Origin of the sequence: Hymenobacter sp. BT559 (assembly GCF_016427535.1) — a bacterium.
GTDB lineage: Bacteria > Bacteroidota > Bacteroidia > Cytophagales > Hymenobacteraceae > Hymenobacter.
This window is the reverse complement of sequence record NZ_JAELXV010000005.1, coordinates 377,783-403,995: the sequence shown is the minus strand read 5'-3', so window position 1 is coordinate 403,995 and position 26,213 is coordinate 377,783. Positions and strand designations below refer to the sequence as shown.

Here is a 26,213-nt window from a genome sequence, read left to right as displayed (position 1 = left end):
CGTGGACTCTGCGAGTCCGCGGAGTGAGTGAAAAAGGTGTCTCTTCAAAACGCGGACTACAAAGCCCGCGCAGCTTGTTACATCGTAAAGACCTGCTCGCGGTCGTTCAAAAACTCGTTTTCGGCCACTTCTTCGCTGGGCTCGCGGCGCTCAAACTCTTGTAGCTTGCGGTGGAAGCCCTCGCTGGCCTTGATAATGGCGATGCGCGCCGAGCGCACAAACTCAATCAGGCCGTAGGGCTGCAAAGCCTTAATCAGGTTGTCGGTTTCCTCGCGGTGGCCGGTAGTTTCGAAGACGGTGTAGTCTTTGCGAATCACCACGGCCCGCGCCCCATTTTCGCGCAATAGGCGCTCCACGAGCACTTTCTCGGCAATCACGTCGGTGGGCACTTTATACAGCGCCATCTCCTGCCAAATCACGTCGGCGTTGGTGTTATAGTACACTTTCAGTACTTCCACCTGCTTCTCGATTTGCTTGGCGAGCTTCTCCACCACTTCCTCCGTTTCCACAATCACGATGTTGAAGCGGTGGATGCCTTCAATCTCGGAAGGAGACACATTGAGGCTCTCAATGTTGATTTTGCGGCGCGAAAAGATGATGGCAATGCGATTGAGCAAGCCTACCTGGTTCTCGGTGTACGCGGTGATGTTGTATTCCTGGCGTTCCATTGCAAATCAATTTGTTAAGGTCGTCTGTCATGCAGCGCATTCTGCTTGATGCGCAGAATGCGCTGCATGACAACCGTGAGGAGTTACCGCAGCCTTATCTCGGCCACGCTGCACCCCTGCGGCACCATTGGGAAGATATTATTCTCCTTGGTCACCATCACTTCGAGCAAGAAGGAGCCTGGGTGTGCCAGCATCTTTTCCAGCGCCGAGCGCAGCTCGGCGCGGTCATCCACTCGCTGGCCCGCAATGCGATAACCTGCGGCCACCGTCACAAAATCAGGGCTTTGTATATCCACAAATGAGTAGCGCCGCTGGTGAAACAGCTCTTGCCACTGCCGCACCATACCTAGGAACTGGTTATTGAGGATGATGATTTTTACATCCACGCCCGTCTGCATGATGGTGCCCAATTCCTGAATGGTCATCTGCACGCCGCCATCGCCGATGATGGCGACTACCGGCCGGTGAGGCGCGCCAAATTTGGCCCCGATGGCCGCCGGTAGGGCAAAGCCCATGGTACCTAGGCCGCCGCTCGTGACGTGGCTGCGCGACTGGTTTTGCAGGGCGTAGCGGCAAGCCACCATTTGGTGCTGCCCCACGTCGGATACGATAACCGCCTCGCCGCCCGTGATTTCGTTTAGCTGTTGTAGTACCTCGCCCATCGTCAGTTCTTCCGAGGTCGGGAACAGCTCTTCCCGAATCACAGCGTCTACCTCCTCCGCGGTGTACTCATTGAAGCGGGCTAGCCACTCGGGGTGCTCTTTGCGCTCGACCAGGGCTGTCAGCAGGGGTAGGGTTTCCTTGCAGTCGCCCCACACCGGCACGGTGGTTTTTACGTTCTTGTCAATCTCGGTAGGGTCGATGTCTAGGTGTACCACCTGCGCCTGCTTGGCGTACTTGTCGAGGCGGCCGGTTACGCGGTCGTCGAAGCGCATCCCAATGGCAATCAGCACGTCGCATTCATTGGTGAGCACGTTGGGGCCGTAGTTGCCGTGCATACCCAGCATGCCCACGTTTAGTGGGTGGCCGGTAGCTAGCGCGCCTACGCCTAGGATGGTCCACGCGGCCGGGATGCCGCTCTTATCGACAAACTCCTTAAACTCCTGCTCGGCCTTGCCCAGTACCACGCCCTGCCCCCAGAGGATGAACGGCCGCTTAGCGCTGTTAATCAAAGCCGCCGCCTGCTCGATGTACTCCTTGCGCACTACCGGCGCGGGCCGGTAGCTGCGGATGTGCGTGCAGCGCTCATAGGCCGGCGCGTCGAAGGTCTGCATCTGCGCATTCTTGGTGATGTCTACTAGCACCGGCCCAGGCCGGCCGCTACGCGCGATGTAAAACGCCTTGGCTAGCGCCTCTGGAATTTCCTCTGCCCGCGTTACCTGGTAGTTCCACTTCGTAACGGGCGTCGTGATGTTGATGATGTCCGTCTCCTGAAAGGCATCGGTGCCCAGCAAGTGCGCAAATACCTGCCCTGTAATGCACACCAACGGCGTGCTGTCAATCATGGCATCGGCTAGCCCAGTTACGAGGTTGGTCGCACCCGGCCCGCTCGTGGCCAGCGCCACACCCACCCGGCCTGAGCTGCGCGCATAACCCTGCGCCGCGTGGATGCCGCCCTGCTCGTGGCGCACCAGCACGTGGTTGAGCTCCGGCTGAAAGTCGTAGAGCGCGTCGTAAATCGGGATAATGGCCCCACCGGGGTAGCCAAAAATCGTGTCCACGCCCTCGGCCACCAGCGCTTGCAGCGTGGCTACTGCGCCGGTGATGGGCGTAGTCTCGGGGGCGGCGGCCGGGCTAGCGGCGGGCTGGGCTAAGGTCTGCGTTGACATAATTTTCTTCTACTAAATCAGTGATGCAGCCGTGGCTGGCGTCGCTCACGGTGCGGATATATTTGAGAAGTACGCCCTGCTTGGCGGGCAGCGGCGGACGCTGCCAGGCAGCACGGCGGGCGGCTAATTCTTCGTCGCTAAGCTGCACGTTGATGGTGTTTGCGGTGGCGTCGAGGATAATCCAGTCACCATCTTCTACCAGCGCCAGCCCGCCCCCGTCGAAGGCTTCGGGGCAAACGTGGCCAATTACGAAGCCGTGGGTGCCGCCCGAGAAGCGTCCGTCAGTTATCAGGGCCACTTTGTCACCTAGGCCGGCGCCCATGATGGCGGAGGTCGGCTTTAGCATTTCGGGCATGCCCGGCCCGCCTTTCGGCCCGACGTAGCGAATCACGACCACCTGGCCGGGCTGGATTTTGTGCTCCGTAATGCCTTGGTTTAGTTCTTCTTCCGAGTTGAACACAATGGCCGGGCCTTCAAACCGCAAGCCTTCCTTGCCGCTGATTTTGGCCACACTGCCCTTGGTAGCGAGGTTGCCGTACAGCATCTGGATGTGCCCGTCGGCCTTGATGGGTTGGTCGAGGGGCCGCAGCAGGTCTTGCTCGGCACCTAGGGGCTTTACATCGGCAAGGTTCTCGGCCAGCGTGCGGCCAGTCACGGTCATGAGGTCACCATTCAGCAAGCCGTAGTCGAGCAAGGTGCGCTGCACGGCGGGCACGCCCCCGATTTTCGACAAATCCTCCATCAGGTACTTGCCGCTCGGCTTGAGGTCGGCCAGCACCGGTACGCGGTTGCTGACGGCCTGAAAATCCTCCATGGTGAGGTGCACACCGGCCGCGTGGGCAATGGCGATGAGGTGCAGCACGGCATTGGTTGAGCCGCCGAGGACCGTTATCACCACCATCGCATTCTCAAACGCCTCGCGGGTCAGGATGTCGCGGGGCTTCAAGTCCAGCTCCAGCAAGCGGCGCAGGTAGGCGCCCGTGTCGAGGCATTCCTGCACTTTTGCGCTGCTCTCGGCGGGTAGCGACGAGGAGGCCGGCACCGTCATCCCTAGGGTTTCGATAGCGGCGGCCATGGTGTTGGCGGTGTACATGCCACCGCAGGCGCCCGGCCCAGGGCACGCATTGTGGATGATGCCCTGGTAGTCTTCCTCCGAAATCTGCCCGTTTACCTTCTTGCCGTAGGCCTCAAAGCACGATACAATGTTGAGCTGCTGCCCCTTAAACTCGCCGCCCCGGATGGTGCCACCGTACACCATCAGCGACGGCCGATTCAGCCGCGCCATGGCGATGAGGGCACCCGGCATGTTCTTATCGCAGCCCACCACCGTGGCAATGGCGTCGTAGTAGTGCGCGCCCGCCATGGCCTCAATCGAATCGGCAATTATCTCCCGCGACACCAGCGAAAAGCGCATGCCCGCGTTGCCATTCGTGATGCCGTCGCTCACGCCGATGGTGTTGAAGCGCAGCCCTACCAGCCCCTGGGCGGCCACGCCACGCTTCACCTCATCGGCTAGGCCGTCGAGGTGCATGTTGCAGGTGTTGCCCTCGAAGCCCGTGGAGCAGATGCCCACGAATGGCTTGCGCAAATCCGCATCCGACAAGCCCGCACCGATAAGCATGGCCTGCGAGGCGGGCAAGCTGTCGTCTTGGGTATAGATGCGGCTGAATTTATTGAGTGCCATGTGTCTTAGTGCGTAGTGTTTGGTGCGTAGTGCTAGGGCGCAGGCCGCATCAATTCCAGTGGGTTATGTTGTCTTTCACGGCGGCAAGCACCGCAAAACTTAAGTTCTTGTACACGCAGTCGACTTCTTGAAAGCCGGCTGTTTCCAGCATCTGCAGCTGGGCCTCCAGGGTGCCAAAGTCATCCAGCTTGATGCGCTCGAAGGCTCGCTCGATAGCTTCCTCGGGTAAGCCTGATGCTTGGACGGTGCGCGCCCAGTGCTGGCGGTTAAACGCGTCGAAACCGACCGTGCGTCCTAGTACTTGGTCAGCATTAATGAACAAGCCACCAGGATTTAATGCGCTGTAAATGCGTTGGTAAAGCGCTGCCTTCTCCGCATCGGGTAGGTGGTGAATGGCCAAGCTCGAAATCACTACATCGTAGCTGCCCGGTAGGGGCTGGGTAGCCACATTCAGCTCTTGAAAGGTGAAGCCCGGTAAGCCTGCGAACCGCTGCCGCGCTACCGCTAGCATCTCCGGCGCTAGGTCCACGAGCGTAAACTCTAGGTCGGGCCGCTGCTGATAGAGGAAGTAGGAAAAGAGCCCCGTGCCCGCGCCTACATCTAGCACCGTGCGCGCTTGCGGCCGGTTGGCCAGTAGCGCATTTGCCGCACCATATAAGTCATCAAAACACGGAATCAGGTACGGCCGCTGCTGGTCGTACTTCGCCGCTATTTGATTGAATTGGGCTTCTATAGTGTTCATTTTCAAGCGTGTGAATACGTGCTTATTTTCGACAAGGCTCTAAAAAAACCTTCCTGCCAGCGGGCTAGGAAGGTTTTCTTTGGCATAAGAAGTACCTGCTAGCCCGCCAGGGTAGGAATAATAATGACGACTGGTAGTAGGAAACAGCGCATGACTAAAATTGAGAAAAAGCGGTCATAAAAAAAGCCATCCTGGGTGAGGATGGCCGGCGGCAAATGGGTGGTTACCCTAGCTGCATAGCATCCTCGCTCCCCGTGAAATAATCACGGTGATGACGCTAATAATGACGAACAGCTGCTGGTGCATAGCGCAAACATACAGCTAGTTGCGAGCTTTTTCACTGAAGTGGGCGTTTTTATTGCAAAATGTTGCGCGGACTTTGTATTCCGCGATGGTGTAGAAGCCGCCGTTGTGCGGACTACAAAGTCCGCGCAACGGTTAGATAATCGTGCTCACGCCTACCGCGATGTTGTGGGCGTTCCACTGCTGCTCGTTTGAGTCGGCAATCCAGAAGGCCACGTAGCTACCCACCTGCTCGGTGGTGTAGGGCGCCGTAGGGTTCAGCTCAGGCGTCAGAATTTGGTTGGTCAAAGCCTCGTCCACGGCTTCGCGCACCAGTTCGGCTTCGGCAGCCAGCCCTAGGTGGTCGAGCAGCATAGCGGCCGAGAGGATGGCAGCCAACGGGTTGGCAATGCCTTTGCCCTTGGCCTGTGGGTAAGAGCCGTGAATAGGCTCAAACACCGCTACTTCGGCGCCCACCGAGGCCGAGGGTAGTAGGCCCATTGAACCGGCAATTACCGAGGCTTCGTCCGAAATGATGTCGCCGAACATGTTCTCGGTCAGCATCACGTCGAACTGTTTGGGGTTGATGATAATTTGCATCGCGGCGTTATCCACGAACAGATAATCAACGGCCACTTCGGGGTAGCTAGGGGCAATTTCCTGCACCACTTCGCGCCACAAGCGTGAGGTTTCCAGTACGTTGGCCTTATCTACTAGCGTCAGGTGTTTGCGGCGGCTATCGGCCGACTGAAACGCAAGGTGCGCAATGCGCTCAATCTCGGCGCGCGAGTAAGTGCAGTTATCGTACGCCGAGCCATCTTCGGCCCGGCCCTTGCCGCCGAAGTAGATGCCGCCCGTCAGTTCCCGGAAAATCACTAAGTCGGTGCCTTCGATGCGGTCCGACTTCAGTGGCGAATGCTTCAGCAGCGCCTTGTAGGCCGTTACGGGCCGGATGTTGGCAAACAAGCCCAGTTCCTTGCGCATCTTCAGCAAGCCCTGCTCGGGGCGCACTTTGGCGGTCGGGTCGTTGTCGTACTTCGGGTCGCCGATGGCGCCGAAGAGCACCGCGTCGGAGGCGCGGCAGGCAGCGAGGGTCTCATCGGGCAGCGGGTTGCCGGTAGCATCGATGGCGCAGGCACCCACGAGGTGCGAGGTAAACTCAAAGCGGTGGCCAAAGCGCTCGGCTACGGCGTCGAGCACTTTCACGGCCTGTCGACAGACTTCCGGCCCGATGCCATCGCCGGGCAGCAAGGCTATTTTCTTAGTTACCATGTCCATGCGCGTTGTTGTTCGTAGGCCTCAATGGCCGATTTTTGATTTACTAAAAAGTCGATGTCGTCGTAGCCGTTAATCAGGCACTCCTTTTTGTAGGGGTCGATAGCGAAGCTGAAGGTTTCGCCCCAGGCCGGCACGGCGAGCGTTTGGGCGGGCAGGTCTACAACGAGTTCTAGGGTCGGGTCAGCCTCAATGGCAGCTAGCAAGCGTGCCAACACTTCGTCGCTCACTTGCAAAGGCAGCAGGCCAGTATTCAAAGCATTACCCCGAAAGATATCGGCGAAGTAGCTCGAAATGACAGTGCGAAAACCAGCATCGTAGAGCGCCCAAGCGGCGTGCTCACGGCTAGAGCCGCAGCCGAAGTTTTTGCCGGCTACCAAAATTTGACCGCTGTAGCGCGGGTTATTCAGCACGAAGTCGGCCTTGGGCGAGCCGTCGGCGTTGTAGCGCCAGTCGCGAAACAGGTTTTCGCCAAAGCCCTCGCGGGTAGTTGCTTTCAGAAACCGGGCCGGAATAATCTGGTCGGTATCAACGTTTTCCAACGGCAGCGGCCGGCCGGTAGTGTGCAGGGTTTGAAATTTTTCCATTAGTTCAAATACTGCGTAATGTCAACGATGCGGCCCTGCACGGCCGTGATGGCGGCCACCAGCGGCGAGGCCAGCAGCGTGCGCGAGCCTGGGCCTTGGCGGCCTTCGAAATTGCGGTTGGAGGTAGCCACGCAGTACTTGCCGGCCGGAATCTTGTCCTCGTTCATAGCCAGGCAGGCGCTGCAACCCGGCTCGCGCAGTTCAAAGCCAGCTTCGGCCAGAATCTTGTCAATGCCTTCGGCAATGGCTTGCTGCTCTACCTGCTTAGAGCCAGGCACGATGATGGCCTCCACGTGCCCGGCCTTATGCTTGCCCTGCACGTAGGCGGCTACCGTGCGCAGGTCCTCGATGCGCGAGTTTGTGCAACTGCCAATGAATACGTAGTCGATTTGCTTACCTAGGAGCGATTCGCCGCGCTCGAAGCCCATGTACTTCAGCGATTTGTCGAAGCTCTCAGCCTCGGCGTCGGGCACCTGGCTGGGCACGTTGCCGGTGAGCGGAATGCCCATGCCAGGGTTCGTGCCGTAGGTTATCATCGGCGTGATGTCGGCCGCGTCGTATACAAACTCAGCGTCAAATACCGCGTCCTCGTCCGAATACAGCGTTTCCCAGTAAGCTACAGCGTTGTTCCACGCCTGACCTTTGGGAGCGAAGGGCCGGCCCTCTACATAAGCAAACGTGGTAGCATCGGGGGCGATGAGGCCACCGCGGGCACCCATCTCGATGCTCATGTTGCAGACCGTCATGCGGCCTTCCATGCTCAGGCTGCGCACCGCGCTGCCCGCGTATTCTACAAAGTAGCCGGTAGCACCACCCGTGCCGAGTTGCGCGATGATGTATAGAATCAAGTCTTTGGCCGTAACTCCGGGCCGCAAATCACCTTCTACCGCTACACGCATCCGCTTGGGGCGCGTGAGCAGCAGGCACTGCGAGGCCATTACCTGCGCTACCTGGCTGGTGCCGATACCGAAAGCAATGGCGCCAAACGCGCCGTGCGTGCTGGTGTGGCTGTCGCCGCACACCATCGTCAGGCCCGGCTGGGTCAAACCCAGCTCCGGCCCGATAACGTGCACAATGCCTTGGCGCTGATGACCTAGGCCGTACAATTCAATACCATATTTCTGGCAGTTCTCGGTCAGCTTGTCTACCTGCGAGCGCGAGAGCGGCTCCGCGATGGGCAGATGCTGGTTGAGGGTCGGCACGTTGTGGTCGGCCGTGGCGATAATCTGGTTGGGGCGAAACAGCTCTAGGCCGCGCGCCGCTATTTCATCAAAAGCCTGGGGGCTGGTTACTTCATGAATCAGGTGGCGGTCGATGTACACCACGTCCTGCCCGCTCGCGATGGAGCGAACGACGTGGGCATCCCATATTTTATCAACTAATGTGCGCGGCATGGGTAGGGTAGAAATAGAATAATGTAACTATCACTTTCGTCTCTCATGCTGAGTTTGTAACGCATGACAGGTTAGTAATAAAAGCTAAGGAAACGAAGCAACAGGGGGAAGTTTTGGTCGTGTCAACGAGTGTGAAAGAATGGCGTTATTGGGTTGTTAACCCGACCCCCTGACTTCCCTGCTCCCACCCACTGGCAGCGCCTGCCACCCCGTTTCCTTAGCCCGATTAGCCGATGGCTACTAGTTTTTCTTGTTCGATAAGAATGTGTAAGTCATTGTCAATCACTTCGCGCTGGCGGTCGGCGAGCTGCAAGAAGCTGGCATAGGCCGCATTCAGAGCGGGGCGCTCTAGGTTGTAGCCCAGCTTCTGGAGGCGGTAGGCGAGGGCAGCGCGACCCGAGCGGGCCGTGAGCACGATGGTCGAATCGACGGCGCCAACCTCTTTGGGGTCAATAATTTCGTAGGTTTCGCGGCACTTAATCACGCCATCCTGGTGGATGCCGCTGCTGTGCGCGAAGGCGTTAGCGCCCACAATGGCCTTGTTGGCTTGCACCGGCATGCTCATGAGGTGCGACACGAGGGCCGAGGTTTCGGTGAGCAGACGGGTGTTGACGTCGGTGTAAAGGTTGAGCGTGGGGTGCTGGCGCAGTATCATCACCACCTCTTCGAGCGAGGTATTGCCGGCGCGCTCGCCCACACCGTTGATGGTGCACTCTATCTGGCGGGCGCCATTGCTCACGCCCGCGATGGAGTTGGCCGTGGCCAGCCCTAGGTCGTTGTGGCAGTGCGTCGAGAGGATGGCCCGGTCAATGCCTTTTACGTTCTCGTACAAGTATTTAATCTTGGCGCCGTACTCGTGGGGCAGGCAGTAGCCAGTGGTATCGGGGATGTTGAGCACTGTGGCCCCAGCCGCAATCACAGCCTCGCACACGCGGGCCAGAAACTCATTGTCGGTGCGGCCCGCGTCTTCGGCGTAAAACTCGACGTCTTCAACGAAGCTCTTTGCGAGCTTCACAGCAGCCACAGCGCGCTCTACTACGTCTTCGCGGGTGGTGCGCAGCTTCTGCTGCACGTGTAGGTCGGAGGTACCGATGCCGGTGTGGATGCGCGGGCGGCGGGCAGAGCGCAGGGCATCGGCGGCCACCCGAATGTCGTTTTCGACGGCGCGGGTGAGGCCGCACACCGTAGCTTCGGTAGTTTGGGCCGCAATGGCCGCTACGGCAGCGAAGTCGCCGGGGCTCGATACCGGGAAGCCGGCCTCGATGACATCAACGCCGAGCGCTTCGAGCTGCCGGGCAATAACTAGCTTCTCCTGCTGGTTTAGCTTGCAGCCCGGCACCTGTTCGCCGTCGCGGAGAGTGGTATCGAAAATCTGAATTTTTTGCGTCGCCATAGGAGTAGAAACCTGCCAGCACAGGGCCAGCTTTGTTATTGCGCTGCAAGTACCAGTACTTTTCTAGGTGTAAAAAACATTTTTTGATGTTTTTTACTATTTCCAAGTGGTCAGATTATTTCAATAATATTCTGCTAATCATAAGTTTATAAGACGGTATTTTACAATGCCAAATAAGAACAGCGACCCGGTTTTTCAGCTCATAAAATCCTTAACGCAGTCCGAAAAGCGTCATTTTCGGCTGTTTGCCAACCGCCAGGGCTCTACCGAGGGACTAAAATTCTTGCAACTCTTCGATGCTTTTGACGCGCAGGAGCTGCACGACGAGGAGCGCGTGCTCACACAGGTGCCCACTCTCAAGCGCGCCCAGCTGGCCAACCTCAAGGCTAATCTGTACAAGCAGCTGCTGGCGAGCTTGCGTCTCTACCACGCCGGCCAAAACCTGGATATCCAGCTGCACGAGCAACTCGACTACGCCCGCGTGCTCTACAATAAAGGCTTTTATCAGCAGGCCCTGCGCATGCTGGCCCGCGTGAAGCTAGCCGCCCAGCAGGCCGAGCTGCCGCACGTGGCCTTGCTTGCCATCGATTTTGAGAAGCTTATTGAGTCGCAGTATATCACGCGGAGCTTGCAGGGCCGGGCCGAGTCGCTGGCGGCCGAGGCTACGGCCACGGCGGCCCACCTAGGGCAGCAGCATGCCTTGTCCAATGCCTCGCTGCGGCTGTATGGACTGTACCTGCAAACTGGGCACGCACGTAACCAAGCTGACCACGAGCAGTTTACTGCCTATTTTCGGGCGCACGTGCCGGCCACTATCGGCCGGGGTAGTGGCTTTTGGGAAAAGCTGTATTTCTACCAGGCGCACGTGTGGTACCACACCATCAACCAGGAGTTTCGGGAGTGCTACCGCTACGCGCAGAAGTGGGTAAACCTGTTTGAGCAGCAGCCCGATTTAAAAGAGAGCCAGACGATGCTTTACATCAAAGGCCTGCACAATTTACTGGCAGCTTTATTCAACTTGCTGTATTATAGTAAATTCAAGGAAGTGCTGCAAGCTTTGGAGGACTTTGGTGCCAACCAGACGCGCCGGGCTACGCCTAATACCGAGGCACTGCTGTTTCAGTATATCTGGACCAACCGCATCAATGCCGTTTTTCTGGAGGCGCGCTTTACGGAGGGGGTTGAGATGGTGCCGGAGCTGCTAGAGCAGCTGGGCGAGCACAAGTCGCAGCTCGACCTGCACCGCACGCTGGTGTTCTACTACAAAATCGCTTGCCTGTATTTTGGTAGCGGACAGTACAAGCAAGCTATCAAGTACTTAACGCGCATTATCGACCAAAAGGATTTGAGCTTGCGCGAGGATTTGCAGTGCTTTGCGCGTATCCTTAACCTAGTAGCGCACTTTGAGGATGGGCAAGATGCTGAGCTTGAATATCAAGTGCGCTCGGTGTACCACTTCTTAGGTAAGATGAATGACCAGCAGCCCATGCAAGTCGAGGTATTTCGATTTTTGCGGCGGGCGGGCCACATTGCCCCCAGCCAGTTGCGCGAGGAGTTCAGTAAGCTAAAAACCAAGCTGGAAGAAATAGCCTCCCGGCCCTTTGACCGGCGGCCGTTTCTGTACTTCGATATCATCTCATGGCTCGAAAGCAAGGTGTCGGGCCGCTCGGTGCAGGATGTGATGCAGCAGAAATTCCTGACGATGAAATAGCCGTTGGTAGCGCCCTAGGCCGAGCACTGGTACCGTTATTGCTCCCGTGCCCGACCTAGGGCGTTGCCTGCAGGGGCGCTGCGGACGCTGGCCACAAAAAAGACCCGCCGGAGCCTCCTGCTACTTAGGTGAGTGGCAAGAGGCCCCGGCGGGGCTGGCAAGCTAAGTAGTTTTCAATGGCCCGATGGCCAGTAGGCAGAAAGTACGAGGGTGGCTAACCGGTAAAGGAGAAGGCTAGGCCTGTCTTCATAGGAAAGAAGGAGAGAGCAGTACGCACCTGCCGTGACCAGGCATTTGCGCTGCAAAAGTGGCTCCTGTGTCTATCGGGGTTTTAGCGTAGTTCTACGCTTTTTTTGACCCCCGTATTTTTACGGGGGTGCCGCCTAGGTGTCAAGTAGGCCGTGGCGCACGGCATATACTACCAAGCCGGCCGCATTGGCGGCGCCGGTTTTTTCGAGTAGGCGCTGGCGGTGGCCCTCCACGGTGCGGCGGCCCAGAAAAAGCTGCTCGGCAATATCGGCCGTGGGCCGGCCCTCGCAAATGAGGCGCAGCACATCGAGCTCGCGCGGAGTAAAATGTATCTCCTCAGTAAGGCTAAGTGAGGTGGGGCGGGAGGGCTGCTGCACGCCGCGCAGCATGGCTTTCGATACGCGCTCGGTGAAGTGATGGCCCGTGGTAAGCACGTCTTCGAGGGCCTGGACGAGCTGTGGCTGGTCTACGTCTTTGGGCAGGTAACTGCGGGCGCCCAGCTTCATCATCTGGGTGATGAATTTGTCGGCCGAGAACATCGAGAGCACGATGATTTTGAGGTCAGGAAACTCACCTAGGAGCTGCTGCGCCACTTCGGGGCCATCCATGCCGGGCATTTGCAGGTCGAGCAGTAGCACATCGGGCAGGCGTTGGCGGCACAGCGCTAGCAGCTCGCCAAACTCGGCGGCCTCGACCACCGACTCCACATAAGGCAGCGTCTGCAAGATGTAGCGCATGCCCTGCCGAAACAGCGGGTGGTCGTCGAGCAGCGCTATTTGCACCGGAGTAGTAATAGTAGCCATAAGAGGAGAGAGGGCAGCGTGGGGCAAGTAGTACGTGCACAGACCAGCTAATGGCCACTACACCGGCGAGGTAACTTCTACCACGGTGCGCACGCCCTGGCCGGGGGCCGACTGCTGGCGCAGCCGGGCTTGCAGCAGCTGCACGCGCACGTCGATGCTGCGCAGGCCGGCGCCCTTGGTGGCGGGCTGGCCATCGGGGCCTAGGTGGGTGGGGTCGAAGCCGGGGCCGTCGTCCTCGACCACTAGCGTGAGCAGCGGGCCGCGCTGGCGCAGCAGCACATCGAGGCGGGTGGCGCCGCGGGCGTGCTTAAGAGCATTGTGAATGAGCTCCTGGCAAATGCGGTAGAGGGCCAGCTCCTGAGCCAGTGGTAGTGGCTGCGGGTAATCCGCTTCGAGTTCAATGTCGAGGGTGCCGGTTTCGTTGCTTACATCTACTAAGTGCTGCAGGGCGTCGGCGAGGCCGTAGCGGGCCAGCACGGCAGGGAAGAGCGAGTGCGAAATGCTGCGCACGTCGTGCACGGCAGCGCCCATGATTTCCTTCACCATGCCGAATAGCTCGGGGCGGTTGTCGGTGGGCTGGTTGCTTTCGAGGCGGTTGACCAGCATTTTGGCCGTGGCGATGGTCGAGCCGATACCATCATGCAAGTCGCGGCCGATGCGCTCACGCTCGTGCTCTTGTGCCTCTATCACGGCGGCGAGTAGCTGCTGCTGGTACTCGGCTTCGGCGGTGCGCAGAGCCAGCTGCTGCCGCAGCAAGCGCTTCTGGTACGTGACTACGAACACCACCAGCAGCCCGGCTGCCAGCAGCATCAGCCCAATGCCGCCGAGCAGCAGCTGCCCAAACTCTACTTCTGCGGGCGCATCCATAAGGCCAGGCCGCAGCCGCTGTAGAAGATGAGAAGTAAGAATAAGTGCACTTCGACAATGACTAGGCGCTGGAGCTGGAGCGAGCTGTGAAGTAGCAGATAGTTGCTGAATAAGGCGATTTGCAAGTCGCCCAGGGCGTAAATAATCATTCCGGCCGACATCCAAAAGAAAGGCTCGTGCCGCAATTCATTGACTTGCAGTTCATGAAGCAGCTTGCGAAAGTATAAGCCGGCGAAGCCTAGCATCAGCAGGTCGGTGCTAACCTGCACGGTGGGGGCGAAGCGCACGGTGCCCAGCCCGGCCAGCGCTTCGAGCAGGGCGTAGCTGCTAAACAGACCTAGGACCCATGGCAGGGCCCTGCCAAACGCCGCCGAACGCAGCACCTGGCGGTAGGCCAGGGCCAACAGCCCCACCTCCCCAATGGCGGCAATGGGTATCAGAAAGAGGTTAGACTTTAGATGAAATACCCGTATTAAGGATCTGGAAAGTAGCTCGGTAAATACCTCAAAGCTCGCAAACAAGGTGAGGTAGCGCAGGCTGGGTGGCAGCTGGCGAAAGCGTACTGCCCCAACGAGGCTGGCTAAGATGATAACGGCCACGGTTAGCCAATCTAGGGCTAGGTAAAATGTGGGAGTTACCATGCGCTGCGTGGGGCGCCTAGGCTATCCACGGCTATCGGCTCTTTTGCTGGGCGCAGCCACAAGGCCACGCAGTAAGATATATAGAGCAGCACATTGAAGAGATTGCGCACACCCCACATAATAATTAGCTGAAACTGCACAGAATAGTGCTTAAGCAAGTAGTTGCTAAACAAGGAAATAAGCAAATTGCCTAACCCATGCACCAAGAGGGCCGCCGATACCCAAAAGAAAGGGTCGCGGCGCAGGTGCTCGATGTGCAACTCGTTGAGCAGCTTGCGAAAATAAAGCCCTGCAATGCCGATGGTAAGTAAGTCGCCAATGATTTCTAGGCCAACCGCGTGGCCCACTACCCCGAGCTGGCTGAAGCTGATAAACAACGCATAAGCGCTGAATAATCCCAGCGCCCAGGGTAGTGCTTTGTTGAAAGCGGCCGACTGCAGCACCGGGCGATATGCCAAGGCTAACAGGGCTACCTCACCGACGGCGATAACGGGTAGCAGAAAGAGATTACTGCGTACTCCTGGTAGTGTAACTATCAGCATTGAAGTTACTTCCATTAGTACATCGAAGCAGGCCAGCAGCGTGAGCCAACGTAGGCCAAGAGGTAGCCGCTTGTAACGGACCAAACCAAGTATGCTCGCTATAATTACGGGACTAATAGTAAGCTCAGCAAAAACTCTGAGAACCTCTTTAAGCATAATAGTGCGTGTAGGGCATTAGGCAAACGTTTATCACTTGGCGGTTAGCCAGGGGGCACTTGCAACGACATATCGTAAGACGGCCCGCTTAGCTCGGCACCATCGGCCTCCTCGCTGGGCGAGTACAGGCGCACCACCAGCCCAAACGTCTGGGCCGGGGCGGCTAGGCTTTCGGGGTAGGCGGGATAGTAGGTTTTCAGCCCAAAGCGTAGAAATAGGCGCTGGTCGGTGAAGGTCTTCGCCGCGAACAGTGGGTCTAAAAAGTCGCCTAGGTCGAAATTGTAGCCTTGCAGTGGCCCGTAGGCGGTATTAAACAGCGCCGGCTGCAATTGCTGCGTGGTGGCCGCGATGGCCCAACCATTAAGCCAGCCTTTGACCATGTTGTAGGGCACCAGGCCCCCAATGGCCGTGAGCTGCTGGGGCGCGATGGTTTGCCAGGTGGCATCGCTTTGGTAATAGGCCGATAGGCGCGCTCCCCGCTGGTCGGCGGCGTAGAGCACCAGCCGAAAGCGCGGCGCGGCCGGCGTACCGGCGCCCGCCTCGGCGGGGGACAGCAGCACAAAGCGCGCCGCTACCTGGGCAATGCCCGGCGTAGAAAGCATGGCCACCAGGTAGCTCGGGTTGGTGGCAGTGCCCGCTAGGCTAAAGCTGGCGCTGAGCTGGTACTGGTTGGTGGCGGGAGGGGCAGCCTGAAAAAGCGCCTGCACCTCGGTGGGCGAGGCGCCTTGAATAAAAGTAGTCCAGGCCCCGGCTATGGTGTCAAATTCCGATTGGGTAAGGATTTTCTCCATATAATGAGAAAGGAGCTATTGAACCAGCAAATCAATAGCGCTACTAAAAAGTACGTACATCAAAGGTAGGTACGGCATTGGCCCAGCCAAACCAAGCGGCTGGTTATGCCACAATGCGTAGCTAAAATTGTATTTGTGCCAGGTCTGGCGTAGTAAGCCCACTTGGCTGGGTGCAGCCTGGGCAGCCCTACCTAGGCGCGTGCTGGGCGGTTTCTGCTTAAGTTGCGGCTGTGCCTACTTTGCTTGTTTCTACTATTCGCGGCCAGGGCCGGCGCCCCCTGGCGCTGTTTGCGCTAGCGCTGCTCTCGCTCACTACTGCCTGCGGCCAAACCACTACTACGCCGCCCGTGCCGCCCGCCATCGTAACGGACTCGGCCACCGGCCGCGCCGACATGCCCTGGCTGCGCCAGCAGCTCGACAGCAGCCGCACGCTGCGCCGCCAGCAGGTAGGCGTGGCCCTGGCCGATGCCACCACCGGCGAAGCGCTGTTTGGCTACAACGAGGCCAAATACTTCACGCCCGCCAGCACCATGAAGCTGCTGAGCCTCTACGCGGGCCTGGCGCTGCTGCCCGACTCGCTGCCCAGCCTGCGCTACTTCTCACGAGGCGACACGCTGTTCTTCCAAGGCACCGGCGACCCCACGCTGCTGCACGGCGACGTGCCCTCGCGCCGGGCCTACACCTTCTTGGCCAATCGGCCCGAGAAGCTGCTGGCATACTGCGACATCGCGACCGTGCCCGCCTACGGCCCCGGCTGGACCTGGGACGATTTTAACTACTACTTTCAACCCGAGCGCACGGCGTTTCCGCTCTACGGCAATACGGTGCGCTTCTACGCCAGCGCGCCGCAGGTGGTGCGCCCTAGGCCGGGGGCGCCAGCCCAGGCGCTGCCGCAGCGGGTGCGGGTGTTTCCGCGGGCCTTTGCGCCGCTCACGGCGGCCGCCGGCCCCGACTTTCGCCTCTCACCCGATCAGGACGACGAGATGCACGTGTACCGGGCGCCGCTCGAAAACCGCTTTACCTACCGCCTAGGTAGCAAAAAGTGGATAGATGAGGTGCCCTACCGCACCAGCCGCCAGCTGCTGCTGCGCCTGCTCGGCGACACCCTGCGCCGCGCCATTGTGGGCACCGGGTGGCACCCGCGCCCCGGCCAAGACAGCATTCGCACCCTGCGCGGACTGCGCGCTGACTCGCTCTACCGCCGCATGCTGCGCGTGAGCGACAACTTCTTGGCCGAGCAGCTCTTGCTGATGACCAGCAGCCGCCTAGGGTACCGCGACTCGCTGAGCGGGCCGCGAGCCATTCGGCATTTACTCAAAAACCAGCTGAAAGACCTGCCCGACCGCCCTGACTGGGTCGATGGCTCAGGGTTATCGCGCCTGAACCTGCTCACGCCGCGCACCCTCACGGCGCTGCTGGTGCGGCTGCACCAGCAAGTGCCCAAGCGCCGCCTGCTGAGCTTGCTGGCGGCCGGGGGAGGCCAGGGTACCCTGCGCCGCCGCTACTTCGAAGCCGGCCCCCCCAAGGCACCCTGGCTGTGGGGCAAAACCGGCACCCTCACTCACACCTGCAACCTAGCGGGCTACGTGCGCTGCAAAAGCGGTCGGCTGGTGGCCGTTACGTTCTTCAACAACAGCATTCCTGGCGACGACCAGGCTACCCGCAATGCCATGGAGCGCCTGCTGCGCGAGGTGCACGAGCGACTGTAGAGTTGCTGCTTGGCATTACGCGAGTAATAAACAATATTATTTTGACTATTAGCTAAATGCTTTTATCTAGTGTTGACTTACTATAAGGTTAGCGGAACAGTAACTCGCACAGGAAATAACCACTTTGGCAGATTAAGTAAAACCTTTAAGCGAGAACGGCCAACCGGGCCTGAAGGGGTAAAATAATTTTGTATCACTAAAAAGCAGCGGCCATCTAAGCCTCCTACTAAAGGATGCTACTATCTGTAAGATAGTTATTTGATGCCAATGCTTTCTGCTCTGATATATTATTTACGCCTCCTTCTGCACTACTATGTTCCGCCTGCCTACTGCCGTTTTGTTGCCCTCATTCCGCCGCCTTGCCCTAGCCAGCCTAGGTCTGCTACCGGTAGCTGCCAACGCCCAAACCATTACCGGCTTCTCGCCAGCCCAAGCCGCCGCCGGCTCCACTGTTAATATCACGGGTACGGGGTTGGCCAATGTTAAATCGGTCATGATTAATGGGCAACCTATGAAGGTAACAGGTACGCCAGTGGGCGTTTCGATGCGGGTGATAGTGCCCGTGGCCGCCGCTACCGGGCGCATTCGCATCACCACCACCGATGGCACGGCCATCTCCAACAATAAGCTCGGCATCACCCGCAAGTCGTCGTCGGTTAGCTACGGTCAGTCTTCGGCCAGCGTCACGGGGGCATCGGCTTCCGGCAGCTACTCGACGCCCACCATGGGCGACCTCAATAGCAATGGTCGGATAGAGATTATTCAGGGCCAGGGCGATGGCACCATTATGGTGTATGAGCAAACGGCCGCCAACGCAACCACGTTTGGCACAGGCACCCTGTTGAAAAACGCCGATGGCACGACCCTCGACGTAGGCAACTTTGCCAAGCCCACCGTGGCCGACCTCGACGGCGACGGCCTGCTCGAGCTGCTAGTAGGCGAAGAAAACGGCAGCGTGCTACGCTACGAGCAAACGGCCGCCGGCGCCCAGACCTTCAACCGCAGTGTCTTGTTCACCAACCCCATTGGTGCGGCTACCTCAAGTGCCCCCAACGGCGGCTCGTATCCTCGCCCCACGGTGGCCGACCTCGACAACAACGGCCTGCTCGACGTGCTGGTAGGCAGCAACGATGGCACGCTGCGCCGCTACGAGCAAACCGCCGCCAACGCGGCCACCTTCTCTGCCCTAGGCCAGATGCGCGACAACCTAGGCGCCATCATCGACGCTGGTGCCGTAGACAAGCCCCTGCTGACCGACTACGATGGCGATGGCTACCTCGACATGCTGCTGGGCAACCAGGCTGGCAACATCATCCTCTACACGCAAACGACTGCTAACTCGGCTGTTTTCAAGAAGGTAGACTTTCTGAAAAGCAACGGCACCACCATCAGCGTGGGCACCTACGCCGCCCCTTCCATCACCGACATCGATAATAACGGCTTGCTTGACCTCTTCGTGGGCAACGCCAACGGCACCATCTACCGCTTCGAGCAGGCACAGTCGGCCACCCAGCCCTCGCTGGCTTCGGGTGCCCTCGCCAGCCCCGCCCCGCTACCCGTCGTGCTCACCTCCTTTACCGGCCAGGCTGGTAGCGCTGGCAACGTGCTGCGCTGGGCTACCGCTTCCGAAACCAGCAGCGACCACTTCGAGGTAGAGCGCTCGGCCGATGGGCAGGCATTCGTGAAAATCGGTCAGCTTGCTGCTGCCGGCACTACCACGGCTGCTCGTAGCTATCAGTTTATCGACGATGCTGCCACGGCTACCAGCTACTACCGCCTGCGCCAAGTAGACTTTGACGGCACGGCTACCTACTCGCCGGTGGTTATACTGGCCGCCCGCCCCGCCGCCCAGGTTACTGCCAAGCTTGTGGCCTATCCCACTGCCTTCACCAGCGAGCTGAACGTGGCCCTGCCTGGCGCCGAAGCTCAGGCTGCCACCATAGCCCTGCTCACCACCGACGGCCGCCCCGTGTACAGCCGCACCATACAGCTGGGGACCGCTCCTCAGGCCCTGGCCGAGCTGCCCACGCTAGCCCCCGGCGTGTACCTGCTGCGGGTGGCTACGGCCACTGGCGCCAGCACCCAGCGCGTAGTGCGCAACTAATCTTCGCAAGCCAACTCACCACTTCTTTCACCAAACAGGCTGCCCCGCTACCTAGTGGGGCAGCCTGTTCTGTTTAGGGCAGCGCCTAGCAGCCGAAAAGTAACGGAGCGACCCGCGCCCGTTCTACCTTTACAGCCTTCCTTACCGCCCTACCCACGTTTCTATGGCTGCTCTCCGCCTGCGCCAGTTGCGCCGCGATAAAACTATTTTTTCCTTGTGCCTGAATATCATTCGGCTGCACCTAGAAGAGAATGCCCTACTCCAGCAGCAGCCGCAGCTGCGCGAGGCGCCCGATGCAATGTTGCTGCTAGTGCAGCAAAGCATCGACCAATGGATAAGCTTGGCTACGGGCCACTTGATGCACAAGCACAACTGCCCACCCGGCGACGCCTTGCAACTGCTCGGCGAGTTGCAGAATGAGATGAAATCGCATATTCCAGCGGCTGAGGTATGGCAAATTCCGCTGCCGTCGGTGCTGGCCCTGCCCCCCGAGCTATTGGCCAGCCAGCAACCAGCTGCCCCCGAAGAAGAGCAGCTCGAAGGACGGGAGTAAAATCCCGTCCTTCGAGCTGCTACATGGCTCACTTACTGCTTCCTGCCTAATACAGCACCCGGAACTTGATGGTGTGCTCGACCTCGCGCAGGGCCTGAATCACATCCTGGTCGTAGGCCTTGTCGATGTCGGTAATCACGTAGCCCACCAGCTCGTTGGTTTTCAAGTACTGACCCAGGATGTTGACGTGGTGCGCGGCCAGCACGTTGTTGATTTTGGCCAGCACACCGGGCACGTTGGCGTGGATGTGGATGAGGCGGTGCGCCTGCTGCGTGGGCAGCAAAATGTTGGGGAAGTTGACGCTCTGCTGGGTGTTGCCGGTGTTGATGTACTGCATAATGCGCTCGGGCACAAACTCGGCAATGTTGCGCTGGGCCTCGGCCGTGCTGCCGCCGATATGCGGCGTGAGTAGTACGTTGGGCAGGCCGCGCAGCTCGCTCTCAAATACCTCCTGGTTGGTCTTGGGCTCGTAGGGGAATACGTCGATGGCGGCGCCCCCTAGGTGGCCGTTGTGCAGTACTTCGGCCAGGGCCGGCACGTCTACCACGTGGCCGCGGGCATTATTGATAAACAGTGCGCCGGGCTTCATCAGGGCGAAGTGCTTGGCGCCGAAGAAGTTCTTGTTTTCGGGGCGGCCGTCGATGTGCAGCGTTACGATGTCGGCCTGAGGTAGCAGCTCTTCCAGCATGTTCACCTTAGTGGCGTTGCCGAGCTGGAGCTTTTCGGCTACGTCGTAGTACAGCACTTTCAGGCCTAGGGCCTCGGCCACTACCGACAGCTGCGCCCCGATGTTGCCGTAGCCAATGATGCCTAGCGTTTTGCCGCGCACCTCAAACGCACCCTTGGCCGACTTGTCCCACTCGCCGGCGTGCATCTTGGGGTTCTTCTCCGGAATGCGGCGGGCCAACACAATCAACTCGGCCAAGGTCAGCTCGACCACCGAGCGGGTGTTCGAGAACGGGGCGTTGAACACGGCCACGCCCTTGCGCATGGCGGCCGGCAGGTCTATCTGGTTGGTGCCGATGCAGAAGGCGCCAATGGCGATGAGGCGGTTGGCGGCGGCCAGCACGCGCTCGGTCACGTTGGTTTTCGAGCGGATGCCGAGGATGCTCACGCCTTCAATGCGCTGAATCAGCTCGTCTTCGTCGAGGGCGCCGGGCACCAACTCCACCTGGTAGCCTTCCTGGCGGAAAAGCTCGGCGGCGCGGGCATCGGGGTTTTCGAGCAGCAATACCTTGATGCGGTTTTTGGGGTAGCTCAGGGTCATGGGTAGCTTCAATTGATACAAAAACTCGTCAAAAGTCGGGATCACCTCGTCGGCGGCGGCCACTACGGTGGGGCGGCTCACGTTTTCGGTGTAGGCGTAGAAGCGCTTGGCTAGGCCGGCCTCACGAATCTGGTAGTCGGTATAGCCGTCGCCGAGCACGTACACCGGCCCATCAAGCTGCAAGTCCTTTAGCTGCTGAATCTTGCCGCCGTCGCGGCTCAGTACGTTGCCGGCATCGCAGCCCGTGATGGCGCCGTTCGCATCGAAGGTGAAGGTATTGGCCAGGACGTGGTCGGCCGCAATGCCAAACTCGGCTACCACGGGCTCGATAAACTCGCGAAAGCCGCTGCTTACCACATAAATGCGGTCGGCGTGCTGCCGGAAAAAGTCGCCGTTGCGGCGGATGCTCTCGCTCACTTTGCCGCGCAGGTGGGCCACCAATGGCCCTAGGTGCTGCTGGTGCGCCCCCAGCAGTGCCAGCCGCTTACTCAAGGATTCCTGGAAGCCGATTTCGCCGGCCATGCCCTGGTCGGTGAGCGCCTTGATAGCGGCTACGCGCTGGGCCTGGTCGGGCTGCCCGGTGAGAGCAATGGCAGCTAATTCATCGAGGCCTTCTACTTGGGTAAAAGTGCTATCGAAGTCGAAAACGAGATAGGGGAGAGGGGCAGCAGGGTCAGGCATGAGCGCAAAGATGGGGCGGGCGCTACCTTGTCAGACTATGTCAATGCAGTTTATTCAAATTTTACCAAATTTGAAACAAGCTAGCTTAAGAAGGAGTCAGTCAAGCTTCTGGCTCCGCTTTCGCGAGCCAGAAGCCGATTGTTCTGCCAGCTGCTATGATTTATGCAGCACGAAGCGGTACTAATAGGTGGCCTAACCAAAGCCTCACTCTCAGTAGCTGAGAGCTAGTGGTCCTGCTGCTACCAAGAACTTAAAAAGCAACTACATTGGCTAGCGGGTTTTATCACCAATCGGTAGCCTGAGCTAGCCAGCGTATGCGAGCCGCCGCATTTGACACTACTCGGTTGGCTGCCGGAAGGTATAGTACACGCCCACCGTAAACAAGTTACCTAGGGTGTTGGCATTGAGGCCAAAGTTGGTAGTCGTGGTTTTGTTATTGGTATCGTCTTGCTTGGAGGTCGAGCGCTGGAAGCCGAATGTTCCAAACGAGCCCACCACGGCCAGGCGCTTGTTGAGGCCGTAAGCGAAGCCCGCGTTGAGGTTGGTACCGAAGTCGAAGGTGCTGTACCTAGTAGTCGAGTTTACGGCGCCGGTATTTTCGGTGCGGCTGTTGCCGGGTAGCACCGACACGTTGAGGCCGACGAAGGGCCGGAAGTTGCCTTCACCGAAGAAGTAACGGCTGTAGGCTGTGCCCCCGTAGCGGTTGGTGATAGCGGCCATGTTAATGCCGTTGGCGGGCGTCTCTTGCCGCGAGCCGCTGAAAGTGAAGCCTACGCCAAGTTGCAGTTGGTTGCTGAGGAAGGTGCCAACCTCGGGCGAAAAGCTCCAGTTGCTGAGCTTGCTGGTAGTGGTGCTAATGCTGCCGTTGTCGGCAGTGGTCGTGGTGTTATTGAACCCGGCCTGCCCACCTATGTAGAGCGAGCCTTTTTGTGCATGGGCGGTGAGGGCGCTCAGCACGAGCGCCGCGGGGAGGAAAAAGTGCTTCATAAAGAAGAAATGCCAGGGTGATAAAAACGAAAATGCGCCTGCTCAACCAAGCCCGATAAGCTGGGCAGGTAGCACAAGCGCGTTAAACGGTAAGCCCGACTTTATGGCTGCACAAGTGAATGAGAAATATAAGTCTGCGCAGGCCGCTTCCATAGGCGCTATAGGCCCGGCTGGGCAGATTGGGCTTGCAGGCGCTAATCCGGCTGCGCGGGCCGAAGAAAGAAATGGCCTTAGCAGGCAGAAATAGATAAAATATATCAAGCCGTAGAACGATGTAGGTACATAAAATGTATGTACATTTGTAGCCGTAATCAAGCTGTCATTTCTACCGGCCACTGGCCACCCTTACTATCTTATGAATATTCTGCACATCATTTCCAGCCCGCGCAAAGGGGCTTCGGCTAGCATCCAGCTTGCCAATGGTATCATCGAGAAGCTGCAAGCCGCCCATCCCGGCAGCAACGTAGTGGTGCACGACCTGGCTACCAACCCCTTCCCGCACCTGGAGGAGGCCAAGCTCCAGTCGTTCTTCACGCCGGCCGAAAGCCGCACGCCCGAGCAATCGGCCGCTGCCAAGCACTCCGACGATGCCATTCAGGAGATTAAGGACGCCGACATCATCGTGATTGGCGCGCCGCTCTACAACTTTGGCATCCCCTCGACGCTGAAGGCCTGGGTTGACCATATTGCCCGCGCCGGCATCACGTTCAAGTATGTCGATGGTGCCCCCCAAGGCCTCATCACCGGCAAGAAAGTGTACGTGGCTATGTCGAGCGGCGGCATCTACTCGGAAGGCCCGTCGGCCGGCTACGACTTCGTAGCTCCTTACCTGAAAGCCGTGCTCGGCTTCCTAGGTATGACCGATGTGACCGTAGTACGTGCCGAAGGCCTCGCCATTCCCGGCGTGCAAGACACCGCCGTGCAAAAAGGCTTGGATAGCGTGACTATCACGGCGTAGTGGTTGCTGATTAGCAACTTGCTAATTCATAAAAACCCCTGCTTTTGGGATGCCGCTATTCGGTAGCAGCATCCCAAAAGCAGGGGTTTTTTGCGTCTTTTTTAGGCAGTTATTTCCAGTTGGCCTTGTCGCGCCAGGTGTGCGTAGGCTCGTAGCCCAGTACGCGGCGGGCTTTTTCTATCGAAAGTAGCGTTTCGTGCTCGCCTAGGTCCTTGCGCACCTCCACGCCGGGCAATGTTTCCTTCATGAGCTCGGCTGATGATTTTTCCATCACCGTATCGGCGTTGGCGATAATGAAGGGGTGCATGCCGGTGGCCTCCCACTTAAGGGCTTTGCGGATGGCCTGGGCGCCGTCGCGGGCGTCGATGTAGGCCCACATGTTCCACTTGCGCTCTTCAGGGTCGGCTTGGTAGCTGGCAAATTTTTCGTAGTCCTGCGGCTCCATCACGTTTGAGAAGCGCAGGCCGATGAGCTTGAGGTCAGGCGTTTGGTAGCAAAACTGGCGGGCCATGTCCTCCATCAAAACCTTAGCCAGGGCGTAAGCGCTTTTGGCGCGCAGGGGGTAGTCTTCATCCACGGGGGCGTAGGGCGCGTCGTTCTCGAAAGGCTCGCCTAGGGTGGTTTCAGAGCTGGCCCAGATGACGTTGCGGATGCCCAGGCGGCGAGACGCTTCAAACACGTTGTAGGTGCCCATCATGTTGTTTTGAAACAAGTGGGCATCGGGGTACTGGCGCGGGGTGGGGAAGGCCGCTAGGTGCACCACGGCGTCGAAGGCATCGTTGCCCACGCCTGCGTGGATGTCGAACCCCACTGAGGAAAGCGCGTCGAGCGTCTGGCCAAAGTCGGCGAGGTCGGCGATGATGTGCGGAATGCCTTTGGCGGGCGCCACGGTGTCAATGACAAATACGTCGTAGCCGTGGGCTTGTAGGTCTTGCACGCAGACGCGGCCCAGCTTGCCGGTGCCGCCGGTTACGGCCACGCGGCGGCGCGGGGCTTGTGATTGGTTGCTCATAAGAAAAGGAAAAGGACCAGCTGCCGGGCAGCGCCGCTTGCGTTGCCCGCCCGGCCTTGCGGAAGCATACGGCAAAAGCCGGCCCGGCGGCGCGGTACGCGTCTATTACCCCCAAATCTTATAAGCTGGACGCCCAACCCCCTCAGCTAGCGGGCGTTTAAACAAGAGTATCACTCTCTTTCTTTAAAACCAACCAGATTTCATGGAAGCCTACAAAGTAAAAGCCTACGGCGCTACCAACTCCATCTTCAACGGCCTCAAGGAGATGGAAATCGAGCGCTACGCGCCCAAGCCCGACGAGCTGCACATCGAGGTGCTGTACTGCGGCGTGTGCCACTCAGACCTGCACCAAGCCAAAAACGACTGGATGAACACAATTTATCCCTGCGTGCCGGGCCACGAGGTGGTGGGCCGGGTAAAGGAAGTAGGCAGCACTGTGACCAAGTACAAAGTGGGCGACCTAGTGGGCGTAGGCTGCATGGTCGACTCGTGCGGCAGTTGCGAGCCCTGCACCCACGGCGAAGAAAACTACTGCGAAGGTCCCGTGAGCTGGACGGCCACTTACAACGGCTACATGAAGCCCCAGAACAAGGACTTTAACACCTTCGGTGGCTATTCCACCGACATCGTGGTGAAGGAGTCGTTTGTGTTGCGCATTCCGGAGGCGCTGAATATTGAGGCCGCTGCACCCATCTTGTGCGCGGGCGTTACCACCTTCGCGCCCCTTAAGCACTGGAATGTAGGCCCCGGCACAAGCGTGGGCGTGGTGGGCATTGGCGGGCTGGGCCACATGGCCGTACAGCTGGCGCGGGCGCTGGGCGCCACGGTTACGGCCATCACGCAAGACGAGAAAAAGCGCGAGGCTGCCGAGCAGCTAGGCGCGCACGAAGTGCTGATTTCGAGCGACTCGAAGGCGATGGAAGCCCACGAGTCGCAGTACGATTTCATCCTCATTACCATTCCCGATGCCTTCGACATCAACACCTATGTGAAGCTGGCCAAGCGCAACGGCGTGCTCACGACGGTGGGTCTCCTAGGGCCGTATAAGCTGCCCGTCAACAACATGGAGGTTGCCATGCACCGCCGTTCTATCTCGGGCTCCATCATCGGCAGCATTGCTGAAACGCAGGAGGTGCTCGATTTCTGCGCCGAGCACAACATCGCGCCCGAGGTGCAGGTGATAAACATGCAGGACATCAACGAGGCCTTCGACAAGATGCTCGATAACGACGTGCGCTTCCGCTACGTCATCGACATGGCCACGCTGAAAAACGCTGAGTAGCAGCGTATAACCCACTAAAAAAGGCCCGGCGCTACGTGTAGCGCCG

The 26,213-nt window shown here is 59.0% G+C and carries 22 protein-coding genes; 6 read left to right on the top strand and 16 right to left on the bottom strand.

Features of this window, described 5'->3' with window-relative positions:
- Positions 1-77 precede the first annotated feature (77 nt).
- The 8 genes from ilvN to JAO77_RS17940 form a co-directional block, all read right to left on the bottom strand.
- Positions 78-668 carry an acetolactate synthase small subunit gene (ilvN, locus tag JAO77_RS17975; RefSeq protein ID WP_198991784.1) on the bottom strand — a complete coding sequence of 197 codons (591 nt, stop codon included), beginning with the start codon at positions 666-668 and terminating at the stop codon, positions 78-80.
- An 83-nt stretch (positions 669-751) separates the two neighbouring features.
- Complete coding sequence (gene ilvB / locus JAO77_RS17970; RefSeq protein WP_198991783.1) at positions 752-2,497, bottom strand: biosynthetic-type acetolactate synthase large subunit; 1,746 nt, start codon at positions 2,495-2,497, stop codon at positions 752-754.
- On the bottom strand, positions 2,463-4,181 hold the full coding sequence (ilvD, locus tag JAO77_RS17965; RefSeq protein ID WP_198991782.1) for a dihydroxy-acid dehydratase: 1,719 nt from the start codon (positions 4,179-4,181) through the stop codon (positions 2,463-2,465). The genes ilvB and ilvD overlap by 35 nt, the downstream gene beginning before the upstream one ends.
- 49 nt (positions 4,182-4,230) lie before the next feature.
- The gene (locus JAO77_RS17960) at positions 4,231-4,923 is read right to left on the bottom strand and encodes a class I SAM-dependent methyltransferase (RefSeq protein ID WP_198991781.1); all 693 of its coding nucleotides are present in this window, start codon (positions 4,921-4,923) and stop codon (positions 4,231-4,233) included.
- 438 nt (positions 4,924-5,361) lie between these two features.
- The gene (leuB, locus tag JAO77_RS17955; RefSeq protein WP_198991780.1) at positions 5,362-6,483 is read right to left on the bottom strand and encodes a 3-isopropylmalate dehydrogenase; all 1,122 of its coding nucleotides are present in this window, start codon (positions 6,481-6,483) and stop codon (positions 5,362-5,364) included.
- Positions 6,471-7,067 carry a 3-isopropylmalate dehydratase small subunit gene (gene leuD, locus JAO77_RS17950; RefSeq protein ID WP_198991779.1) on the bottom strand — a complete coding sequence of 199 codons (597 nt, stop codon included), beginning with the start codon at positions 7,065-7,067 and terminating at the stop codon, positions 6,471-6,473. The genes leuB and leuD overlap by 13 nt, the downstream gene beginning before the upstream one ends.
- On the bottom strand, positions 7,067-8,461 hold the full coding sequence (leuC, locus tag JAO77_RS17945; protein WP_198991778.1) for a 3-isopropylmalate dehydratase large subunit: 1,395 nt from the start codon (positions 8,459-8,461) through the stop codon (positions 7,067-7,069). Before leuC ends, leuD begins: the two co-directional genes overlap by 1 nt.
- 226 nt (positions 8,462-8,687) lie before the next feature.
- Positions 8,688-9,854 carry a 2-isopropylmalate synthase gene (locus tag JAO77_RS17940; protein WP_198991777.1) on the bottom strand — a complete coding sequence of 389 codons (1,167 nt, stop codon included), beginning with the start codon at positions 9,852-9,854 and terminating at the stop codon, positions 8,688-8,690.
- 166 nt (positions 9,855-10,020) lie between these two features.
- Between JAO77_RS17940 and JAO77_RS17935 the strand changes: the two genes are divergently transcribed.
- Positions 10,021-11,565 carry a hypothetical protein gene (locus JAO77_RS17935; RefSeq protein ID WP_198991776.1) on the top strand — a complete coding sequence of 515 codons (1,545 nt, stop codon included), beginning with the start codon at positions 10,021-10,023 and terminating at the stop codon, positions 11,563-11,565.
- 383 nt (positions 11,566-11,948) lie between these two features.
- On the opposite strand, the gene JAO77_RS17930 is transcribed toward JAO77_RS17935, so the two are convergent.
- The 5 genes from JAO77_RS17930 to JAO77_RS17910 form a co-directional block, all read right to left on the bottom strand.
- Positions 11,949-12,617, bottom strand: coding sequence for a response regulator transcription factor (locus JAO77_RS17930; RefSeq protein ID WP_198991775.1), 669 nt, complete (start codon positions 12,615-12,617; stop codon positions 11,949-11,951).
- 57 nt (positions 12,618-12,674) lie between these two features.
- Positions 12,675-13,484, bottom strand: a complete 810-nt coding sequence (locus JAO77_RS17925) for a sensor histidine kinase (RefSeq protein ID WP_198991774.1) — start codon at positions 13,482-13,484, stop codon at positions 12,675-12,677.
- Positions 13,463-14,125 (bottom strand): hypothetical protein, encoded by a 663-nt coding sequence (locus JAO77_RS17920; protein ID WP_198991773.1) that lies wholly within the window; start codon positions 14,123-14,125, stop codon positions 13,463-13,465. The genes JAO77_RS17925 and JAO77_RS17920 overlap by 22 nt, the downstream gene beginning before the upstream one ends.
- A complete protein-coding gene (locus JAO77_RS17915; RefSeq protein ID WP_198991772.1) occupies positions 14,119-14,682 on the bottom strand; it encodes a hypothetical protein in 564 nt (187 codons plus the stop codon). The genes JAO77_RS17920 and JAO77_RS17915 overlap by 7 nt, the downstream gene beginning before the upstream one ends.
- A 185-nt stretch (positions 14,683-14,867) precedes the next feature.
- Entirely contained in the window at positions 14,868-15,614 is a 747-nt protein-coding gene (locus tag JAO77_RS17910) for a hypothetical protein (protein ID WP_198991771.1), read from the bottom strand.
- A 230-nt stretch (positions 15,615-15,844) separates the two neighbouring features.
- Between JAO77_RS17910 and JAO77_RS17905 the strand changes: the two genes are divergently transcribed.
- The 3 genes from JAO77_RS17905 to JAO77_RS17895 all read left to right on the top strand — a co-directional run bounded on the left by JAO77_RS17905 (position 15,845) and on the right by JAO77_RS17895 (position 19,980).
- Complete coding sequence (locus tag JAO77_RS17905) at positions 15,845-17,323, top strand: D-alanyl-D-alanine carboxypeptidase (RefSeq protein ID WP_198991770.1); 1,479 nt, start codon at positions 15,845-15,847, stop codon at positions 17,321-17,323.
- A 337-nt stretch (positions 17,324-17,660) separates the two neighbouring features.
- Positions 17,661-19,427 carry an FG-GAP-like repeat-containing protein gene (locus JAO77_RS17900; protein WP_213019423.1) on the top strand — a complete coding sequence of 589 codons (1,767 nt, stop codon included), beginning with the start codon at positions 17,661-17,663 and terminating at the stop codon, positions 19,425-19,427.
- Positions 19,428-19,590: 163 nt separating this feature from the next.
- Complete coding sequence (locus tag JAO77_RS17895; protein WP_198991768.1) at positions 19,591-19,980, top strand: hypothetical protein; 390 nt, start codon at positions 19,591-19,593, stop codon at positions 19,978-19,980.
- 46 nt (positions 19,981-20,026) lie between these two features.
- On the opposite strand, the gene serA is transcribed toward JAO77_RS17895, so the two are convergent.
- Together serA and JAO77_RS17885 are read right to left on the bottom strand one after the other, a co-directional pair.
- Positions 20,027-21,928: a phosphoglycerate dehydrogenase gene (gene serA, locus JAO77_RS17890; protein ID WP_198991767.1), complete on the bottom strand. Its 1,902-nt coding sequence runs from the start codon at positions 21,926-21,928 to the stop codon at positions 20,027-20,029.
- A 336-nt stretch (positions 21,929-22,264) separates the two neighbouring features.
- Positions 22,265-22,915, bottom strand: coding sequence for an outer membrane beta-barrel protein (locus JAO77_RS17885; protein WP_198991766.1), 651 nt, complete (start codon positions 22,913-22,915; stop codon positions 22,265-22,267).
- 355 nt (positions 22,916-23,270) lie between these two features.
- Between JAO77_RS17885 and JAO77_RS17880 the strand changes: the two genes are divergently transcribed.
- Entirely contained in the window at positions 23,271-23,873 is a 603-nt protein-coding gene (locus JAO77_RS17880; RefSeq protein WP_198991765.1) for an FMN-dependent NADH-azoreductase, read from the top strand.
- A 109-nt stretch (positions 23,874-23,982) separates the two neighbouring features.
- Here the strand turns inward: JAO77_RS17880 and JAO77_RS17875 are convergent, their stop codons facing one another.
- Positions 23,983-24,885 carry an NAD-dependent epimerase/dehydratase family protein gene (locus JAO77_RS17875; RefSeq protein ID WP_198991764.1) on the bottom strand — a complete coding sequence of 301 codons (903 nt, stop codon included), beginning with the start codon at positions 24,883-24,885 and terminating at the stop codon, positions 23,983-23,985.
- A gap of 202 nt (positions 24,886-25,087) precedes the next feature.
- On the opposite strand from JAO77_RS17875, the gene JAO77_RS17870 reads away from it, so the two are divergent.
- Positions 25,088-26,167, top strand: coding sequence for an NAD(P)-dependent alcohol dehydrogenase (locus JAO77_RS17870; RefSeq protein ID WP_198991763.1), 1,080 nt, complete (start codon positions 25,088-25,090; stop codon positions 26,165-26,167).
- Positions 26,168-26,213: the final 46 nt, after the last annotated feature.

Excerpts from the sequence above, each read along its gene's own strand:
- JAO77_RS17895 (WP_198991768.1), top strand. The coding sequence starts at position 19,591 with ATGGCTGCTCTCCGCCTGCGCCAGTTGCGCCGCGATAAAACTATTTTT.
- ilvN (WP_198991784.1), bottom strand. The coding sequence starts at position 668 with ATGGAACGCCAGGAATACAACATCACCGCGTACACCGAGAACCAGGTA.
- leuD (WP_198991779.1), bottom strand. The coding sequence starts at position 7,067 with ATGGAAAAATTTCAAACCCTGCACACTACCGGCCGGCCGCTGCCGTTG.
- leuC (WP_198991778.1), bottom strand. The coding sequence starts at position 8,461 with ATGCCGCGCACATTAGTTGATAAAATATGGGATGCCCACGTCGTTCGC.
- JAO77_RS17940 (WP_198991777.1), bottom strand. The coding sequence starts at position 9,854 with ATGGCGACGCAAAAAATTCAGATTTTCGATACCACTCTCCGCGACGGC.
- JAO77_RS17875 (WP_198991764.1), bottom strand. The coding sequence starts at position 24,885 with ATGAGCAACCAATCACAAGCCCCGCGCCGCCGCGTGGCCGTAACCGGC.
- JAO77_RS17885 (WP_198991766.1), bottom strand. The coding sequence starts at position 22,915 with ATGAAGCACTTTTTCCTCCCCGCGGCGCTCGTGCTGAGCGCCCTCACC.
- JAO77_RS17870 (WP_198991763.1), top strand. The coding sequence starts at position 25,088 with ATGGAAGCCTACAAAGTAAAAGCCTACGGCGCTACCAACTCCATCTTC.
- JAO77_RS17880 (WP_198991765.1), top strand. The coding sequence starts at position 23,271 with ATGAATATTCTGCACATCATTTCCAGCCCGCGCAAAGGGGCTTCGGCT.
- ilvD (WP_198991782.1), bottom strand. The coding sequence starts at position 4,181 with ATGGCACTCAATAAATTCAGCCGCATCTATACCCAAGACGACAGCTTG.
- serA (WP_198991767.1), bottom strand. The coding sequence starts at position 21,928 with ATGCCTGACCCTGCTGCCCCTCTCCCCTATCTCGTTTTCGACTTCGAT.
- JAO77_RS17960 (WP_198991781.1), bottom strand. The coding sequence starts at position 4,923 with ATGAACACTATAGAAGCCCAATTCAATCAAATAGCGGCGAAGTACGAC.
- JAO77_RS17910 (WP_198991771.1), bottom strand. The coding sequence starts at position 15,614 with ATGGAGAAAATCCTTACCCAATCGGAATTTGACACCATAGCCGGGGCC.
- JAO77_RS17915 (WP_198991772.1), bottom strand. The coding sequence starts at position 14,682 with ATGGAAGTAACTTCAATGCTGATAGTTACACTACCAGGAGTACGCAGT.
- JAO77_RS17925 (WP_198991774.1), bottom strand. The coding sequence starts at position 13,484 with ATGGATGCGCCCGCAGAAGTAGAGTTTGGGCAGCTGCTGCTCGGCGGC.
- JAO77_RS17930 (WP_198991775.1), bottom strand. The coding sequence starts at position 12,617 with ATGGCTACTATTACTACTCCGGTGCAAATAGCGCTGCTCGACGACCAC.
- ilvB (WP_198991783.1), bottom strand. The coding sequence starts at position 2,497 with ATGTCAACGCAGACCTTAGCCCAGCCCGCCGCTAGCCCGGCCGCCGCC.
- JAO77_RS17935 (WP_198991776.1), top strand. The coding sequence starts at position 10,021 with ATGCCAAATAAGAACAGCGACCCGGTTTTTCAGCTCATAAAATCCTTA.
- leuB (WP_198991780.1), bottom strand. The coding sequence starts at position 6,483 with ATGGACATGGTAACTAAGAAAATAGCCTTGCTGCCCGGCGATGGCATC.
- JAO77_RS17920 (WP_198991773.1), bottom strand. The coding sequence starts at position 14,125 with ATGGTAACTCCCACATTTTACCTAGCCCTAGATTGGCTAACCGTGGCC.